The organism is Phocaeicola sp. ICN-14070, from assembly GCF_037892625.1.
In the GTDB taxonomy this organism is placed as follows: Bacteria; Bacteroidota; Bacteroidia; order Bacteroidales; family Bacteroidaceae; genus Phocaeicola; species Phocaeicola plebeius.
This window is the reverse complement of record NZ_JBBKBF010000030.1, coordinates 1-17,376: the sequence shown is the minus strand read 5'-3', so window position 1 is coordinate 17,376 and position 17,376 is coordinate 1. Positions and strand designations below refer to the sequence as shown.

The 17,376-nt window shown below is 43.1% G+C and carries 15 protein-coding genes and 2 pseudogenes; all 17 read left to right on the top strand.

Annotation, left to right across the window (positions count from 1 at the left end; genetic code table 11):
* The first annotated feature begins 3 nt into the window (after positions 1–3).
* The 17 genes and pseudogenes from WKT20_RS09625 to WKT20_RS09545 all read left to right on the top strand — a co-directional run bounded on the left by WKT20_RS09625 (position 4) and on the right by WKT20_RS09545 (position 17,226).
* Positions 4–1,431 carry a hypothetical protein gene (locus WKT20_RS09625; protein WP_270653458.1) on the top strand — a complete coding sequence of 476 codons (1,428 nt, stop codon included), beginning with the start codon at positions 4–6 and terminating at the stop codon, positions 1,429–1,431.
* 189 nt (positions 1,432–1,620) lie between these two features.
* Complete coding sequence (locus WKT20_RS09620) at positions 1,621–2,565, top strand: metallophosphoesterase (RefSeq protein ID WP_118163044.1); 945 nt, start codon at positions 1,621–1,623, stop codon at positions 2,563–2,565.
* A 281-nt stretch (positions 2,566–2,846) separates the two neighbouring features.
* Entirely contained in the window at positions 2,847–4,358 is a 1,512-nt protein-coding gene (accC, locus tag WKT20_RS09615) for an acetyl-CoA carboxylase biotin carboxylase subunit (RefSeq protein ID WP_007561313.1), read from the top strand.
* 25 nt (positions 4,359–4,383) lie between these two features.
* Complete coding sequence (locus tag WKT20_RS09610; RefSeq protein WP_340417286.1) at positions 4,384–4,905, top strand: biotin/lipoyl-containing protein; 522 nt, start codon at positions 4,384–4,386, stop codon at positions 4,903–4,905.
* A complete protein-coding gene (locus WKT20_RS09605) occupies positions 4,902–6,434 on the top strand; it encodes an acyl-CoA carboxylase subunit beta (RefSeq protein WP_007561317.1) in 1,533 nt (510 codons plus the stop codon). The genes WKT20_RS09610 and WKT20_RS09605 overlap by 4 nt, the downstream gene beginning before the upstream one ends.
* A 110-nt stretch (positions 6,435–6,544) precedes the next feature.
* On the top strand, positions 6,545–7,450 hold the full coding sequence (locus WKT20_RS09600) for a DMT family transporter (RefSeq protein ID WP_340417285.1): 906 nt from the start codon (positions 6,545–6,547) through the stop codon (positions 7,448–7,450).
* Complete coding sequence (locus WKT20_RS09595; protein ID WP_340417284.1) at positions 7,438–9,066, top strand: AAA family ATPase; 1,629 nt, start codon at positions 7,438–7,440, stop codon at positions 9,064–9,066. The genes WKT20_RS09600 and WKT20_RS09595 overlap by 13 nt, the downstream gene beginning before the upstream one ends.
* The gene (locus WKT20_RS09590) at positions 8,993–10,363 is read left to right on the top strand and encodes a vWA domain-containing protein (protein WP_340417283.1); all 1,371 of its coding nucleotides are present in this window, start codon (positions 8,993–8,995) and stop codon (positions 10,361–10,363) included. Before WKT20_RS09595 ends, WKT20_RS09590 begins: the two co-directional genes overlap by 74 nt.
* A gap of 822 nt (positions 10,364–11,185) precedes the next feature.
* Entirely contained in the window at positions 11,186–12,364 is a 1,179-nt protein-coding gene (locus WKT20_RS09585; RefSeq protein WP_118441507.1) for a hypothetical protein, read from the top strand.
* A 146-nt stretch (positions 12,365–12,510) separates the two neighbouring features.
* Positions 12,511–12,879, top strand: a complete 369-nt coding sequence (locus WKT20_RS09580) for a hypothetical protein (RefSeq protein ID WP_340417282.1) — start codon at positions 12,511–12,513, stop codon at positions 12,877–12,879.
* A gap of 1 nt (position 12,880) precedes the next feature.
* Positions 12,881–13,033: pseudogene (gene tnpB / locus WKT20_RS09575) on the top strand (IS66 family insertion sequence element accessory protein TnpB); the annotation flags it as partial.
* A pseudogene (locus tag WKT20_RS09570) lies at positions 13,034–13,678 on the top strand (IS66 family transposase); the annotation flags it as partial. It abuts the pseudogene before it with no gap.
* A 313-nt stretch (positions 13,679–13,991) separates the two neighbouring features.
* Positions 13,992–14,441, top strand: coding sequence for a hypothetical protein (locus WKT20_RS09565; protein WP_340417281.1), 450 nt, complete (start codon positions 13,992–13,994; stop codon positions 14,439–14,441).
* Positions 14,442–14,529: 88 nt separating this feature from the next.
* Positions 14,530–15,192: a hypothetical protein gene (locus WKT20_RS09560; protein WP_340417280.1), complete on the top strand. Its 663-nt coding sequence runs from the start codon at positions 14,530–14,532 to the stop codon at positions 15,190–15,192.
* A 32-nt stretch (positions 15,193–15,224) separates the two neighbouring features.
* Entirely contained in the window at positions 15,225–15,866 is a 642-nt protein-coding gene (locus WKT20_RS09555; protein ID WP_117703090.1) for a hypothetical protein, read from the top strand.
* Entirely contained in the window at positions 15,866–16,414 is a 549-nt protein-coding gene (locus WKT20_RS09550) for a hypothetical protein (RefSeq protein ID WP_118442090.1), read from the top strand. The genes WKT20_RS09555 and WKT20_RS09550 overlap by 1 nt, the downstream gene beginning before the upstream one ends.
* Before the next feature lie 224 nt (positions 16,415–16,638).
* Complete coding sequence (locus WKT20_RS09545) at positions 16,639–17,226, top strand: hypothetical protein (protein ID WP_117703088.1); 588 nt, start codon at positions 16,639–16,641, stop codon at positions 17,224–17,226.
* The last annotated feature ends 150 nt before the right edge of the window (positions 17,227–17,376 follow it).

The window sequence follows — 17,376 nt, the reverse complement described above, 5'->3', positions numbered from 1 at the left end:
AAAATGAAACTGAAGAATTATTTGTTGGCCGGAACGGCTCTGATAGCATTGTCTTTTATGGCTGCTTGTACAGAAGAAGACCCGATTGCAAATGGGGATGGAACTGAGACTCCCGGAAACGATGATGATGGAAATAACGATGAAAATACCGATGGTGGAAATGGAGAGACAACTGGCGACATCATTGTCTGGCCTGCAGATACTACAGTAAATCTGACTAACCATTACACAGTACCCAAAGGTAAAAGCCTTGTAATCAAAGAAGGTGTGAAAATTATTGTAAGTACAGCGGGAGTAGGAGCTAATCATGTTCCGGTAGAATTTACCGTAAACGGAAACTTGTATTGTGAAGGTACTGCTGAAAAGCCTATCTTGTTCTCTGTTCCGGAAGATGAACGTACAGAAGAAAATATTTTTGCAGGTCTTTGGGGAGGTATTGTGGCTTCATCCACTTGTGAGGAAATGTTGATTGACCATACAATCATTGAGTATACAGGTGGTCAGGTTGTAGAAGGTTCTCCTGCTGCTGCAACTGAAGTATATACCGCTGGAGATGATGCATATCCGCAGATTACAACCAATAACATCAATGGACATTATGTCATTACCAACTCTGTATTGCGCAACGGATGGTCAGATGGTATTTATCTGATGGGTGGAAATGCCATTATTGCTAACAATGTGTTTGCTGCAAATGGATATGATGGTGCAGAAGCTGTAAACGTAAAAGCTGGATGTGTGGTCGATGTAGCTGGAAACGTAATGTTTAGCCCGAACACCAACGGCTTGAAACTTTCCAGCTCAGGTCAGAGTGAAACACGTGATATGGCAAAAATCCAGGCATACAACAATACCATTATTAATGCAGGATGGCGTCGTGACGGTGAAAAAGGTGGTGGCGTGTATGTAGAAAAGAATGCATTGGCTAATGTGTTCAATAACCTGATGGTGAACTGTAAGTTCAGAGCCATGACTCCTAGCTTCAATATTCCGAATGATCCGGAAGAAGGATACAATGATAAGTCGGTTATTGACTATAACTACTATGCTTCAGGTACACAGAAGAGTGACGTCGTGTTTGCTGATGAGTCAGGTGTGGCTTACTCTTGGGAAGGATATGCTTATGCGCATGAAGATTATAATGAAGGAGTGGTAGATGCACACAGTATAATTACGAAGACACAGGAGGCATGCGCTACTAATGATCCGAAATTCGTAAACTATCCGATTAATGAAGTTGGTTTAACTGATTATGTATATCAGGATGCGTGGGACTTCCATGTACAGGCTGGTTCACCGGTACTGACTGGTGCTTACAATGGTAATGATGAAGCTATGCAGCCTTATTTCGCAGCAGGTCTGGAAGTAAATGGAGTGACTTATACCTCTCCGAAAGTGGAAGCTCGCTTCGGAGCACACGGTACAAAATAATAACATCCTTTTCTAGGTTTTGTTAAGGCAGTTGTGAAACTGCATTTTTCCTTAGACGAATAAGTCCGGACAGTTGTGTTTCGGACTTATTTTTTGAAAATTTTCTGCAGAGGAGTTTTCCTGATTTTATTCAGAATTGGGATTTACCTTTGCAACAACAAATAAATAATTGATAAAACTAAAATGATTATGATCTCATTAAAAAGAATTTTCTGTACATGTTGTCTGCTTTTATCGGTATGGGCAGTTTTTGCACAAGGTCCTTCTGAGTGGAAGGCATTGGAGAAGCCCTTGAATTTTTATCTGGCAAATGATTTGGGCCGTAATGGATATTACGACCAGAAACCTATTGCCGAATTGATGGGTCAGATGGCAGAGAATGTAGATATTGAAGCTGTAGTAGCTGCTGGCGATGTGCATCACTTTGAAGGCGTACGCAGTGTAAACGACCCGTTGTGGATGACCAACTACGAATTGGTGTACAGCCATCCGGAACTGATGATTCCATGGTATCCTATATTGGGTAATCATGAATATCGTGGTAATACGCAGGCTGTATTGGATTATAGTCAGGTGAGTGCCCGTTGGGAGATGCCGGCACGTTATTACACAAAGGTGCTGGAGAACGATGATATTACGGTGCGCCTGGTAATGATTGACACAGCTCCTCTGTTGGATAAATACCGTGAGGATACGGAGAAATATCCGGATGCATGCAAGCAAGATATGGACAAGCAGTTGGCATGGCTGGATTCTGTACTGACATCTGCCAAAGAAGACTGGGTGCTGGTCGTAGGTCATCATCCTATTTATGCGGATACAGACAAGAATGATTCGGAACGCTTGGATATGGAAAAACGAGTAGACAGCATTTTGCGCAAGCATAACAATGTAAACATGTACTTATGCGGACATATCCATAACTTCCAGCATATTCGCAAAGCAGGAAGCAAGATCGATTATGTAGTGAACACTTCCGCATCTTTAAGCCGCAAGGTAAAAGCTGTAGAAGGCACTGTGTTCTGTAGCGGAGAGACAGGTTTCTCTTTGATTTCTGCCGATAAGAAAGAATTGTGCCTGTATATGATTAATAAGGAAGGCAAAGTGTTGCATACAGTAAGACAGGCCCGTTAATGCGGCTTTCTGTTTGTTTTCATTGTTTTGTAAACTCGACTTTGCGTTATTGTTTTTAAATAGATAATCTTCTCCTCATTTTTAGGTATTTTAGAGGGAAAGAGTAGCAATTTGGCAAAAAAAGAGACATTCGTTGGAACGGTGTCTCTTTTTTTGCTATTTTTGCACAGTTTTTGGGGCATTTGTGCCGAATCGACTATGAGGGGCATGCAGATACCCAGCTTATTGGACTATATGAGAATAGTCCTGCATCAAAAGAAATCATTATTAAAACATAAAGCATGATACACAAAGTATTAATCGCTAATCGTGGTGAAATTGCTGTGCGCGTGATGCGTTCTTGCCGTGAAATGGGTATCCGTACCGTAGCAGTTTTTTCCGAAGCCGACAGAACGGCTCGCCACGTACTTTATGCAGATGAGGCTTGCCTGATAGGTCCGGCAGCATCTCGCGAAAGTTATCTGAACATAGATAAAATTATCATGGCTGCAAAACGTCATGGAGTGGATGCTATTCATCCGGGATATGGCTTCTTGTCTGAAAATTCAGAATTTGCACGCCGTTGCCGTCAGGAAGGTATTATCTTCATTGGTCCGGATCCTGAAACGATGGATGCGATGGGTGACAAGATTTCTGCCCGTAAACACATGATTGCAGCTGGAGTGCCGGTAGTTCCGGGTACAGAACAGCCGCTGCAGAGTGTAGAAGAGGCAAAGGAAATCTGTAATAAAATCGGTTATCCGGTCATGCTGAAAGCTTCTATGGGAGGCGGTGGTAAGGGTATGCGTCTGATTCATAGCGAAGATGAAGTAGAAGAAGCATATAATACTGCCCGTTCAGAATCTATGTCTTCATTTGGTGACGACACCGTTTATCTGGAAAAATTTGTGGAAGAACCGCATCATATCGAATTCCAGATTTTGGGAGATAATTTCGGAAATGCCGTACACCTGTTCGAGCGCGAATGTTCTATCCAGCGTCGTAACCAGAAAATCGTAGAAGAAACTCCTTCTCCTTTTGTAACTCCTGAATTGCGTCAGAAAATGGGTGAGGCAGCTGTAGCAGCAGCCAAGGCTGTACACTATAAAGGAGCTGGTACAATTGAATTCCTGGTCGATAAGCACCGCAATTTCTACTTTCTGGAAATGAATACCCGTTTACAGGTAGAACATCCTATTACAGAAGAAGTAGTAGGTGTAGACCTGGTAAAAGAACAGCTTCGTGTTGCCAATAACGAGCCGTTACACTTCAAGCAGGAAGATTTGAAACAGCGCGGACATGCCATCGAATGCCGTATTTGTGCAGAAGATTCAGAAAACAACTTCATGCCTTCACCGGGTGTCATCCGTCAGCTGATGGAACCGAACGGTATCGGTGTGCGTATCGATAGCTATGTGTATGAAAGCTACGAAATTCCTATCTACTATGACCCGATGATTGGTAAACTGATTGTATGGGCTACTACTCGTGAGTTTGCTATCGAACGTATGCGCCGCGTGTTGTACGAATACAAGATTACCGGTTTGAAGACCAATATCGGTTACCTGCGTCACATCATGAACGTGCCCGATTTTGTAGAAGGACATTACAACACATTGTTCATCCCGAAACATCAGGACATGCTGCGTGAGTGGGCCGGACAGAAAGAAGAGGAAACTGAAAACATCGCCATGATTGCGGCTTACATTGACTACCTGATGAACCTGGAAGAAAACAAGTCGGCATCAAGCGACAACCGTCCTATCAGCCGCTGGCGTGAGTTTGGCCTGAAAAAAGGTGTGCTGAGAATCTAAGTATTTTGAATTAAAGTAGAAGATTATGGAAATACATATAGGAGACAGAGTTGCGGATGTGACATTGGCCAGCAAAGAAGGCAACAAGGTACAGTTGACCATTGACGGAGTTCCATACGATGTAGACATCGTGATGGCCGAAAATGGTAGCTGCTCCATTCTGCACGAAGGAAAGTCGTACAATGCCGAACTGATTCGTAAGGAAGGTGGAAAAAGCTATACTGTAAATGCACATTATCAGTCATATAACATTGACATTATCGATTCACAGGCTAAATACCTGCGCATGCGCAAGGGCGGTGACGAGAAACAGCAGGATAAGATTGTTTCTCCGATGCCGGGTAGGGTAGTCAAGATTCCGGTGAAAGCAGGCGACCGTCTGCAGGCTGGCGACATCGTAGTAGTGATTGAAGCCATGAAGATGCAGAGCAACTACAAGGTAAACAGCGAATGCGTAGTGAAGGAAATCCTGGTGAACGAAGGAGATTCTGTCAACAGCAATCAGGTGATAATGACTTTGGATGTAATTAAAGAAGACGAACAATGACAACAGCAGAACAATATAAGAAATTTGAGGAGCTGGATAAGCTTGCTTCTCAGGGTGGTGGCGTAGAGCGCGTGGAAAGACAGCACGCCAACGGTCACATGACAGCCCGCGAACGTATCGACATGTTGCTCGATAAGGGTACGTTCAATGAAATGGACAAGTTCGTAATCCATCACTGTACAGACTTCGGAATGGATAAGAATCACATTCCGGGTGACGGTATCGTATGTGGTTACGGTAAGATTGACGGACGTCTGGTGTACGTATATGCATACGATTTCACCGTATACGGTGGTACACTGAGCGCAACAGGTGCACAGAAGATTGTGAAAGTGCAGGAACTGGCATTGAAGAACGGTGCTCCGGTGATTGCCTTGAACGACTCAGGTGGTGCACGTATTCAGGAAGGTGTAGGCAGTATCTCTGGTTACGCTTCTATCTTCTACCAGAATACCATCGCTTCAGGTGTGATTCCACAGATTTCGGCCATCTTAGGTCCTTGTGCAGGTGGTGCCTGCTACTCTCCGGCACTGACCGACTTCATCTTCATGGTGAAAGAAAAGAGCCACATGTTCATCACAGGTCCGGACGTAGTGAAGGCCGTGACACACGAAGAAGTGGACAAGGAAGAACTGGGTGGTGCTTATACCCACAGCAGCAAGAGCGGTGTAACTCACTTCCTTTGCGATACAGAAGAAGAAACTTTGATGAGCATCCGTGAATTGTTGAGCTTCCTTCCGTCTAACAACATGGAAGATGCGCCGATGATTCCTTGCACTGACGACATCCGCCGTGCAGAAGAATCACTGATGACAGTCATTCCGGATGACCCGAACATGCCGTACGACATCAAGAACATCATCGAACCGGTAGTCGACAACCACTACTTCTTTGAAGTGATGCCTCACTTTGCCAAGAACATCGTGGTAGGATTTGCTCGCCTGGGCGGACGTTCTGTAGGTATCGTAGCCAACCAGCCTGCTTACCTGGCCGGTGTGCTCGACATCGATGCTTCTGACAAGGCTTCTCGCTTTATCCGTTTCTGCGACTGCTTCAATATTCCTATCGTTACTTTCGAAGACGTACCGGGCTTCTTGCCGGGATGCACACAGGAACACAACGGTATCATCCGTCACGGAGCGAAGATTGTGTATGCGTACGCAGAAGCTACAGTGCCTAAGATTACCGTAATTACCCGTAAGGCTTACGGTGGTGCTTACATCGTGATGAACAGTAAGCCTATCGGTGCCGATGTAAACTTCTCTTACCCGACTGCAGAAATCGCCGTAATGGGTGCCGACGGTGCCGTAAATATCCTGTACCGCAAGGCTACTCCGGAAGAAAAGGCGAAGGCAGTAGAAGAATACAAGGAAAAATTCTCTAATCCTTACCGTGCAGCCGAACAGGGTTATATTGATGAAATCATCCTTCCGAAGGATACTCGCTATAAACTGATTCAGGCATTGGAAATGACTCAGAACAAGAGCCAGAGCAATCCGCCGAAGAAACACGGTAACATGCCGCTGTAATCAGGTAGCGATTGTATAGAAAATAAATAAGAAGAAGCGAAGAATTCCGCCGGTCATACGTGAGGAGTTCTTCGCTTTCTTGTATCGTGTTCACATTAGACTCTTTTTATATGAAGGAAGCATTCATAAAACTGCATCTTTCCATTCTCATTGCCGGAGGAACGGGGATTTTCGGGAAACTGATTTCCCTGAATGAAGGCCTGCTTGTGTGGTACCGTATGATGTTCGCCTCCGTGATGTTTTTCCTGTTGCTTTCGTTTCTGAAAAAGCTGCGGAAAGTGACCTTGGGCGATGTAACCAAGATTGGCTCAGTGGGATTGCTGTTGGCCTTGCACTGGATATTCTTCTATGGAAGTATCAAAGCCTCCAATGTATCCATCGGCGTGGTTTGTCTTTCGCTGATGAGCATCTTTACCGCCATCTTTGAGCCCCTCATCAATCGTCACCGCATTTCCTTGCGGGAGATTCTGTTCAGTCTGGTGGTCGTGCTGGGCATTGTGCTGATATTCCATTTTGACACCCGCTATCGGGTGGGTATCTGCATGGGAGTCATTTCGTCGGCTTTAGCTTCTCTGTTTACCATTGTCAACAAGAAGGTAGCCGTGAACTACACCTCCAGCACCATGCTGATTTACGAGATGCTGGGCGGTTTCTTAGGCATCTCCTGCATCCTGCCTTTCTATCTGCACCATTTCCCGGTGTCCTCTATTCTGCCCGGTGCGCAGGATTTGATTTACCTGCTTTGCCTGGCTTCGGTATGTACCGTGGGACTTTATATCCTCCAGATTCAGGTGCTGAAAGTGATTTCCGCCTTTACGGTCAACTTGAGCTATAACCTGGAGCCGATATACAGCATCATCGGTGCCATGCTGATATTTCAGGAAGCCAAAGACCTGAACTTCAGCTTCTATTTAGGACTGGGGCTGATTGTCCTGTCCGTCGTGCTCCAGACCCTCAATGTCTTGTCGCAGCACCGTAAGTTTACTCCTTCATTTTTTGTAAAATGGAAACGTTGAAAAACCGTATCGTGAAACTGCTGGACATCCTTAATGAGCGGGTGTACGGCAAAGAAGAAGTCATGGCCCTGGCGCTGCTTTCGGCTGTGGCAGGAGAGAGCATCTTCCTGTTAGGCCCTCCGGGAGTGGCCAAGAGTATGGTAGCCCGCCGGTTGAAACTGATGTTCCGTGGAGGAACAGCTTTCGAGTACCTCATGTCGCGGTTCAGTACCCCCGACGAAATATTCGGTCCCGTATCCATTGCCCGGCTGAAAAACGAAGACACCTACGAACGCATGACAGAAGGCTATCTGCCCACCGCCACCGTCGTCTTCCTGGATGAAATATGGAAAGCCGGTCCCGCCATACAGAATGCCCTTCTGACCGTCATCAATGAGAAAATCTTCCGCAACGGACAGTTTTCGGTACGAGTCCCCATGAAAGGACTGATTGCCGCATCGAACGAACTTCCGGCTTCAGGACAAGGCCTGGAAGCACTGTACGACCGCTTCCTGGTGCGTAAGCTGGTGGGCGGTATTGAAGACCTGTCCGATTTCGACCGGATGATTTCCATGGCCGACGAAAGCGAGCCGGAAATGGACGAAAGTCTGGCAGTGAGCGACGAAGAATACCGCCAGTGGCAGGAACAGATGAAATCCGTCGGCCTGCACTATTCCGTGCTGGAAGTCATCCATTCCCTTAAAGACAAGCTGGAAGATTATAACCGCCAACTGGAGAATGCCGATTCACCTTCCGATGTAGCACTTTATGTGTCCGACCGTCGCTGGAAGAAAATCGTCCGTTTGCTGCGGGCCGCTGCCTTTTTGCAAGGAAACACTGAGGTACGCCTGTTCGACTGCCTGCTGATGGTACACTGTCTGTGGAACGAGACCAGCCAGATAGACTGGGTACGCGATGCCGTACTGACGGCAGTAGGCGAGAGCGTGCGTGGCTACGTACTGAACCTGTCGGGCATTGAAGCCGATTTGCAGGCTTTGAAAAAAGAACTCGACTCGGCAGGAGCCTTGCGCGAGCGGGCCGATGCCGGATTGCAGCTGGTCGATACATACTACTATCAGGTGGAGCGCGTACGCCTGGCCGGAAGGCTGCTCCTCTTTGCGTCCGACTATCAGCAGTTGGACGACACCGGTAAACAGTTCTATCTGCATAAAGACAAATACAAGACCGATTGCTATGTACTGAAGAAGTACGACCCTTCCATGCGCAACAAGGTATCCCCATCCAAAGTCTATACCCTGCGCCGTGGCCGTCGTTCAGTATTTATCAACGACTATGAATACCCTTTGCTGTGCACTCCCAACTGTACGGCCCTGCCCGCCATGGAAGTACAGGCACAGGAAGACATCCCCGCACGCTTCAGTCAGCTGGAGCAACGGCTCAGCCATGCAGAAGCCCATTGCGGCGACTGGGTAAAAGAAGAAGCCGACTACTGCGCAAACCACCTGTTTGTCGGGAAAAGAGAGAAAGAAGCCATGAGCCGGATACTGGGCGAACCGTCGAAAGCCCTGTTCCGCTATCGGAACGAGTTGGAGGAAATGAAACATGCATACTGGAAAGAGAACGAGGAATATCCGTCTGAAAGACCTGAAGACAGCCTATTTGGAGCAACTTCGTGAGCGAAGCCGGGCGCGGATGGAAGAATACCTTCAGCACCACACCGTGCTGGAAAGCGAACTGGAAGAGTGCATCTGGGATTATTATCGCCAGACAGCCCCTTCCTTGCAGGAATTCTATTCCCGCTACACCCCCGAATGGGAAGTCTTCTACGAGCACGAAACCCTGCCGCCGACCGATTTCCTGATATTCCTGCAACGGATGGAAACCGCCTTCCGCAAACGCTACACCCTGGCCGAACTCGACGTATCCTATTACATCGGTCGCCTGTCCCGGCTTCCCGAACGGAGCGAAGAACGGGCAGCCTTGCAGGAACTTTTCCTCGACAAGTGGCACCATCTGCTCACGGTCAAGGAATATGACTACCAGTACCAGCACCTCTTCCGCCTGTGCGAAGGATTTCAGATTCTGGATAAATCGTTCGGCCTGAAAACGGAAGGCAATCTTCGGGGCTCGCGCGTGAAATGGCTGTTGCGGAACCATCCGGAACTCTACCAGAAAGTAGTCCCCTACGAAAAAGCTATGGAGCAGAGCCGTCAGATACGCGAGCTGGTGCGCTGCCTGGGAAAGAACGCTGGCGGACGGAAAGAAAGCTTCGACTCCCTGTCGGGCTTACGGGCCGACAGCCTCATTCGTCATGCCTCACAGAGTGATGTGGAAGGCGTGACCCTGGGCGACGACCTCAACAGCCTGCTGCCTGTGGAATACTGCTACCTCACCGACGAAGTACTGCATCCCTTCTTCATGCAGCGTTATGTAGAAAAACGCCTGCAGCAGTTTGATTCCTATTCGCATGAAGATACCTCCGCTCCTTCACCGGAGAAAAAGAAAGTCAGTTCGCAGGGACCTTACATTATATGTATAGATACCTCCGGCTCCATGCGCGAAGGCCGCGAACGCCTGGCTAAATCGGCCGTGCTGGCCATTGCCCGCCTGACGGAGGCCACCTCACGAAAGTGTTACGTTATCAACTTTTCAGAAGATATACAAACCTTGCTGATTCGTGACCTCAAAGCTGATTTTCCGATGCTGGTGGACTTCCTGCAACGTCGTTTCGACGGAGGAACCGATGTGCGTCCGGCTTTTTCCGAAGCCCTGATGATGCTGCGCACCCACGGCTGGCATCGTTCTGACGTGGTGCTGATTTCCGATTTCGAGATGCCGCCCCCTGCGGACGACCTGTTGGCCGAGATTCATCGTGCCCGTTTGCGGGGCACTTCCTTCTATGCGCTGGTGTTCGGTTCTCATCCGGAAACGGACTACCTTCACGAGTGCGAAAAGTACCGGGATATGTATTAGTTTGAAAAATTATTTTGCTTTTATTTAACGGTTATTCCCGGATAAAAGATTTAAAATGCGAGATTCTGCTTTCTTTCTGAATGGCGGAATTTCGCATTTTTTCTTGCCGTAGATTTTGTCACCCCTCTCAGAAGCCTTCTGGAAGGGGTGACTTTTGTATAAAAACGAAGGTTTGGGCAGATTTAGGTAATCAAATACGGGAAAATCTGTGTGAAAAGCGAGATTTCGGGCGAAAATGCCGAGGAGTTTGGAGGAAAACCCTAAAGAGCTTTTGGGAAAACTCTTTTACGTTTGGAGGAAAACGCAAGTGCGTTTGAATTCAAATGTACTTGTGTTTTGGGAAATGTGCTTCTGGGCCTTTTGAGAGGGGATGGAGAATGAAGACTTTTGAGGACTTTTTTTGCTGAAGTGAGTCTTGTTGGGAATAAAGTGAGGGATTCTTTTTGCTTGTGTAAATCTTGTGTCGTATACTATTTTGTGTAGTGTTTGTCGTTATTGGTGATATTTTGATTGAGGTTTGGGCCGATTTTGATTCGGTTAGAAATATGCAAATAGGTTTCTCTTTGAAAAAATGGGTTAAGTATAAGGAGTTTTGCATTTTTAGAAGCTTTTTATATAGTTGAAATTGATTTGACATTTTGTTATATCGAATTCTTTAATCAAGCTTTAGGATAATTATATCTCTCACAGACAAGAGGAGTTGAAGAGGTATAGTTTGGTATTAGAATTTAACTTAATAAAAGTTAAAAAGAAATACTTGAAACAAGTTCTAATTGATGAATCTTTATTTTTGAATTAATTATCATAAATAGGATATAAGAAATGAAAGGGAATTGGCTTGAAATATACGATATATTGAGTTACTGCATCAGTAACGAGGTAATGGAATCAATTTATCAGAGAGAAATTGAGAACTGCTTCAAGATACTTGGATGGAGAAAGACCAACAATACATTGCAATCACAGATTACTATACCTATTGGAAGTAACAATTTCATCAGACCGGATATAGTCTTGCAGAAAGAGAATGATAGCGGGACCTGTGTTCCATTGATTGCCGTTGAGATTAAAAGGCCGGACAACATAAAACGTGAAAGGCAGGAACTACAACTGTTTTCATATATGAGACAACTCAGACTCAACTTCGGTCTGTATATAGGTGAGAAGATCCAGCTGTTTTACGATACTCAGGACAATAAGGAAAATCCAATAGCAAACCCAGTGCCAGTACTGACTGTAAATATAAAAGATACAGACAATAATGGAGAAATCTTCTGTGAACTTTTCACTTATAGTAGCTGTAGTGCGGATAGGATAGAAAGTTTTTGTAAGGACTCATTAAAGAGGAAGCAGGAATACTCTAGACTTAAAGAAAGAATAAGCGACTTTGTTCTGGATGCAGAAGAGAACATAAAGAAGTTAATAAAGGATATGCTGCTAACAGAGGGTTTTGAGGAAGAAAGAATATATAAGGAACTGTCGAAGATAGATATTCATGTAAACAGTAGGACAGTTGAAAGTAAGATACAACATACTGTCCGACAGCTGGAAGCTACAGCAACTAATCATATCGCTGACAGCAATAGTTCACAAACAAGAGATACCACTCGTTTTTCCTTTGATGGAGGAATACATTACTACAACAAAAGGAAGTTTGTACTGGAGATAATTAAGCACTACGTCAATACGCATTCAGGAATAACATTTGAGGAACTAGAGAAAGTATTCTATCCGGAAATTTTTAACAGGAACAGGGGTGTTGTAAAAAGACTGACTGATGTGCAGAAGATGATAAGCCAGTCAGAGGATGTAAAGAATAGGTATTTCCTTGATAGTGATATTATAACCTTATTTGATGGAACGCAAATAGCAGTAAACAATCAGTGGGGTACGAGATTTCCAAAGTTCCTTGCAGCTATAAATGGGATTTACACGGTGGTAAGCAATAATGACTATAAAGCATTTAAATTATTAGAAAGAAATGACAAAAACGGAAAATAAATAAAATATCATCAAAGGCAGGCATTGAAAGAAATGATGTAGCAGTAATGGTGGAAAGCCTGATGAAGTAACCATTCTATTTTCCGCCTTGACACGCATGTTCCCTAAACCTACCTTTGCGCCGTAACCCTTAAACAACAATGATTATGGCAAAAGAAAAAGTAAACTACCAGGAGGTATATGACCTCTACCAGTTATGCAGCGAGACCAAGGATCTTCGGGAGTTCTGTGCTGATTATGGAGTAAATTACGACAAGTTCATGAACTGGCAGCGTCACCGGCTGTGGAGCGAAAAGTTAGGCAAGACAGTTCAGATTGAGCAACCCAAGGTTGCCAAAGTCCGGATAACCGGCAAGCCTTGCAACAGTCCAACCGTAAAGTTGGAGGTGAAACAACCTGAAGGTGAATCTCCTATAAGATGGGTTAAGCTGCAATTGACATCAGGTGCCACACTGTTCCTGAGAAACACCACAGTTCTTGATTTGAGTCTGTTGCTTAATAAAATGATAGGATGATATGCTTGGACTTAGCGCTAACCTGAACTATTACCTGTTCAACGGTAATGTGGATTTGCGGAAAGGAATCTTCCGCCTGTGTGAGAGTATAAGGGAAGAGATGTCACTTGACCCGAGCGATGCATCCAATGTATATATGTTCATGTCCAGGAACCTTGAACATTTTATGGGATCTGTATCTACAGACGGATATACGGTTTACAGGATGTTCGACGGAGAAGACTCAAAGGTGCTTCATATAGGATGCTGGACACACTGCAGGAGGCTGTGGGTCGATGCCTTGCCATCAGACAGAACTGCGATGGATATAATAGACCCTATCGGTGATATGTTCAGAAATGAAGACTTGTTCCGCACAATGAAACTCAGCGGTGAGCAGATTAAGGAAAAAAGACTTAAGCTTACGAGACCTATTCTTGAACGTATCCATCATAAGGTGGTCATGATGATGCAGGATACTAAGCTCATGGCAAACGAACTGATGAGAAAAGCTGTGAACTATACGATAAACCAGTGGAAATCCCTGAAAAATATCCTCAAGGACGGTGCGGCGGAAATATCGAACAACCTCTGTGAGCAAAGGATGAAACCTGTAAAGCTGCTGCTCAAGAACTGTATGAACATAGGCAGTGAGGATGCAGCAGGAAACTCGGCATTCATCTTTTCTCTGATAGAAAGCTGCAAGCTTAATGACATAGATCCTCAGGATTACCTGAAGCACTTGTTTGAATGTATTCTTCATGGTAAGGACTGCGACAAAAAAGCCCTTCTGCCATGTTTTTATCAATCGGAATGTTAAAACTAAACTATTTTCTTGCGGACATTTTTATTTTATCGGCTGAAAGACAGCCGATAAAATTGTCATGGCGGAAAATAGAATGCTTACATGTCTATACGTATCGTGTCACTCTTGAACATTTTAGAATATGCGAAGTAATGGACGGCTTGACTTCCCAACCATTATATGAAGTTGAAAATTCCGCATATCTGAGTGAAATGTTAATGACAGGAATGAGAGAATTGTACGGCTCTTTACTTAATGTAAGGCACTATACGATAAGCACGACTGAGCATATCATTGATGTATTAACAGCCGAAACTTATGTTATAGAATGAAACTGACCGATAAACGATTTTGGATATTTGAGGCAATAGTACTGATATGCACAATCATCTGCATTTTCATATTATGGATGAAACATTGGTTGGTGCTGTTTGGTTTAGCATCCTTTGGATTTTGTTGCCTTATGCTTTTTGGCGGAGCAGCGTCATGGAAACTATATAAAGGCAACCAATGGTGGAAATTGGCTGGATACTTGTTCCTAATTACAACGGCAATTCTTTCCTTTGGACTGTTCTGCTTTGTGTGGGATTGGAATGATAATGGTGGACGCCCAGCGAATATTCCTCCTGACGAAGGATCTTATATTACTACTAATGAACTGGTCGGAATTATAATGCTGTTATGGACTATATTCGTTCCTATACTCTCTTGCGCCATTTCATATTTTGCCAAACGATTATTGTGTTCTGGTAATTTGTCTGACAAAGAACTTAAATGAAACAAAAACATCTGGCTTTGCATTATTGATATAAAAGATGGTTTTTGTAAATTTGTGCAGCTGTGCTTAATATTTTACTTATGAAAAAGTGGCAGAAAATAGCAGGTCTCATAATATTTTTCTTATAACACTATATGAATTTCTGACATGGGCTAATACTTATGTATACTTAAAATATGTGGTGGAGCCAACAGACAATGACTTGCTTATTGAACAAAGCTACATGTATATTGACGGATTGTCTTTGGGTATGTGGATGAATTTATCGTTAGCCATATTCTTATTCATATGTTTATGGCGGAAAGGAATGAACAAAACTTATCCTTCGCCCATTAAACCCATTTCAGTAGAAAAAATAATTATACCCTTCACTTTTGAGAGAGCTTACTGCCATATCGGAGTCACAACCGATAATAGTGGTATAGAACGTATGGAAGTCTATTTTGTCAGAAACGACAAAACGGCAATTTGTTATGCGAATAGCTCTTTCAATCAACTTGTCATTGATGATGCAAAGCTTGATAAATATGATAATCTTAAAATAAATATAGGTACTATTAATAGTATTCGTGAAACAATAGGACTTGCAAATCACATTATTAAATTGTCGGATGAAAGATTGATTGTTTTTGAAGTCCTTCCCAAAGGGTACGGTGAACTATACGAAAGTGTTACAATAATAGCTCCAAGTGACGACGAATACTCAGACTATTTAGAAGATTATAAACAAGGAAAAGAAATTGATTTCTGAAAAGCAGAAATAAAACAATTAAATCACAAAAGATGATACTACTTGGCATTATAATACAATTGATTGTCTTTACATTGCTGGCAATAGTGATTGCATTGCCATTGGTTGGTATCGTATGTTGGCGAAACAAGAAAAACAAAAAACGGAATGCAATATTGACATTTATATCTCCGTTCGTGTTCATATATACTTTCTATTTCGGTTGCATGATAGGTGGTTTTACCTGTTCTTCAGTTTTTGGTACAGGTTGCGGTATAGATGGGTATTATCACGCAACGTTACCAAACGGCTATGAATTAGAAACTATTTCGGATGACTTTGACCGTGAATATTTTACAGGGTATATTCGCAAAGATGGGAAGGATGTCATTGAATGGGTAACTAAAATCAAGGTTTCAGGCGACTCTATTTATGGAGAGCGGTATTTCGTAAACGAAGCTCCGGGAAGCGAATACTACTTTGTCATTGACACTAAATCCGGCATCATAACACAATACAAATCATTTCGGGAAGCTAATAAAAATGATCCGACCCTTCTAACAGGATTGACTCACTTGGAGGCGTTTTATTACAAAAGTTGGTCGTGGGTTATTCCTTTGGGTAGTATTGCATTTATAATATCATTAGGGGTAGTATTTCTTTTATGGTTTATAGTCGGCAAAATATCTGCATAATGGAAAGATTAACTACAAAAGATAGATTGTTATTGGTAGGATTATTCCTATTGGAAGCAATAATCATGTTTTGCATTGTTCCCAAAGCCAATGCAGATGAAATTAGCGTACAGGTAGAGTTAGTACTTGGTTTATCCTTAGCACTAATGATAAGTCTGGCGATATTGATAAAGCATAATAGAGGTAAGTGTAAGACTATGCTTTCTATCTTTATCGTATGCGCTGCGACCTATCTTCAAATATCCTACTGTTCTCTGTTTTATGAATGGGGTGTTGTCATTTGTGTGACATTGCCTGTATTTCAACTGACATTTGGTTTCTTGATATCCAAATTCTCCCAGAGTATAACGGACTTATGTACAGGCTGCTCCAATTTGATGTTTTCTGCTATATGGGCCAATCAGATGGTTGGATTCCTATGGTTTCATCATGAATCCAGCGACCTTGAAACGGTGGGAATAGCGAGTGCGTGTGCTCTTGTCGGTGTAGTGATTGTGTTTATGATATCGATCATTATGATAATGAAATTCAATCCAAAAGTTCCTTGATAACTATGAATTTACCGATAAGTGGATGGTTAGGAGCAAAGGGGAAATTCAGGTAAGGTTTGGAACAAACAATGGGAAAGATACGAAAATAGATGAATATAGCAACAAACCATCTATATAACTGAATCACAAAAGAAAAGCTGATAATTACAGACTAATGAATGGTATTATTTTGTAGATTTGTAGACTAATCAAAGAAAAATAGGAACCATGTATAACGACGTATGAAAAAGAAACGTGCAAAAAAATACTGTAAAAAGGTAGAATCATCAGAAAGTACTTCAAAATACTTGTCATTATGGCTTCTTTTGCCAATCCTCTTCTTCTGCCGACAGGGAATAATAATAAATCAAAATACTCTGTTTGAGGTTGGATGGTGGTGGTACATTCTCTGTGCCATAACTGGTTTGGCTGTTGGTATAATACGGCTTATTCGAGATAAAGAAATCATATGGAATTGGAAAGAATACTTGGGTGCTATTTTCTATTCTTTTATACATTCGGCAATGGGATTGATAATAGGTGTGCTGCTAATCTTTGGTGTTGAAATAGCGAATTACTATATTCCGTCCGAGTATAAATATTACAATGAATCAGCAACTATAATTAACAAAGATTTCAGTTCTCTTTATAGAGCAGGACTTCATTTTGATGTAGAATTTCATTTTGAAAATAAAGAACTTGGAGTAAGAACGTTTGATTTTGGAAACGACTTTTATAAGCAAGCTGAAATAGGTGACAGATACACTTTCACCTTCCAAAATGGTTTCTTTAATATTCCTATAATAAAGGGTAAAGTCAAACTAGAATAACAGAGTAAACAAAGCCCAGTTATTAAGCTTTTCATTAAAAGAGACGAATACAACAGACATTATAATAATCCGCTTTTGATAAATCAAGGATGAACAGTAAGGAGTAACCATTCTATTTTCCGCCTTGACATAAGTTGTTAGCCGACATAT

Coding starts and splice junctions, on each gene's coding strand:
- WKT20_RS09625 (WP_270653458.1), top strand. CDS start 4: ATGAAACTGAAGAATTATTTGTTGGCCGGAACGGCTCTGATAGCATTG.
- WKT20_RS09620 (WP_118163044.1), top strand. CDS start 1,621: ATGATCTCATTAAAAAGAATTTTCTGTACATGTTGTCTGCTTTTATCG.
- accC (WP_007561313.1), top strand. CDS start 2,847: ATGATACACAAAGTATTAATCGCTAATCGTGGTGAAATTGCTGTGCGC.
- WKT20_RS09610 (WP_340417286.1), top strand. CDS start 4,384: ATGGAAATACATATAGGAGACAGAGTTGCGGATGTGACATTGGCCAGC.
- WKT20_RS09605 (WP_007561317.1), top strand. CDS start 4,902: ATGACAACAGCAGAACAATATAAGAAATTTGAGGAGCTGGATAAGCTT.
- WKT20_RS09600 (WP_340417285.1), top strand. CDS start 6,545: ATGAAGGAAGCATTCATAAAACTGCATCTTTCCATTCTCATTGCCGGA.
- WKT20_RS09595 (WP_340417284.1), top strand. CDS start 7,438: ATGGAAACGTTGAAAAACCGTATCGTGAAACTGCTGGACATCCTTAAT.
- WKT20_RS09590 (WP_340417283.1), top strand. CDS start 8,993: ATGCATACTGGAAAGAGAACGAGGAATATCCGTCTGAAAGACCTGAAG.
- WKT20_RS09585 (WP_118441507.1), top strand. CDS start 11,186: ATGAAAGGGAATTGGCTTGAAATATACGATATATTGAGTTACTGCATC.
- WKT20_RS09580 (WP_340417282.1), top strand. CDS start 12,511: ATGGCAAAAGAAAAAGTAAACTACCAGGAGGTATATGACCTCTACCAG.
- WKT20_RS09565 (WP_340417281.1), top strand. CDS start 13,992: ATGAAACTGACCGATAAACGATTTTGGATATTTGAGGCAATAGTACTG.
- WKT20_RS09555 (WP_117703090.1), top strand. CDS start 15,225: ATGATACTACTTGGCATTATAATACAATTGATTGTCTTTACATTGCTG.
- WKT20_RS09550 (WP_118442090.1), top strand. CDS start 15,866: ATGGAAAGATTAACTACAAAAGATAGATTGTTATTGGTAGGATTATTC.
- WKT20_RS09545 (WP_117703088.1), top strand. CDS start 16,639: ATGAAAAAGAAACGTGCAAAAAAATACTGTAAAAAGGTAGAATCATCA.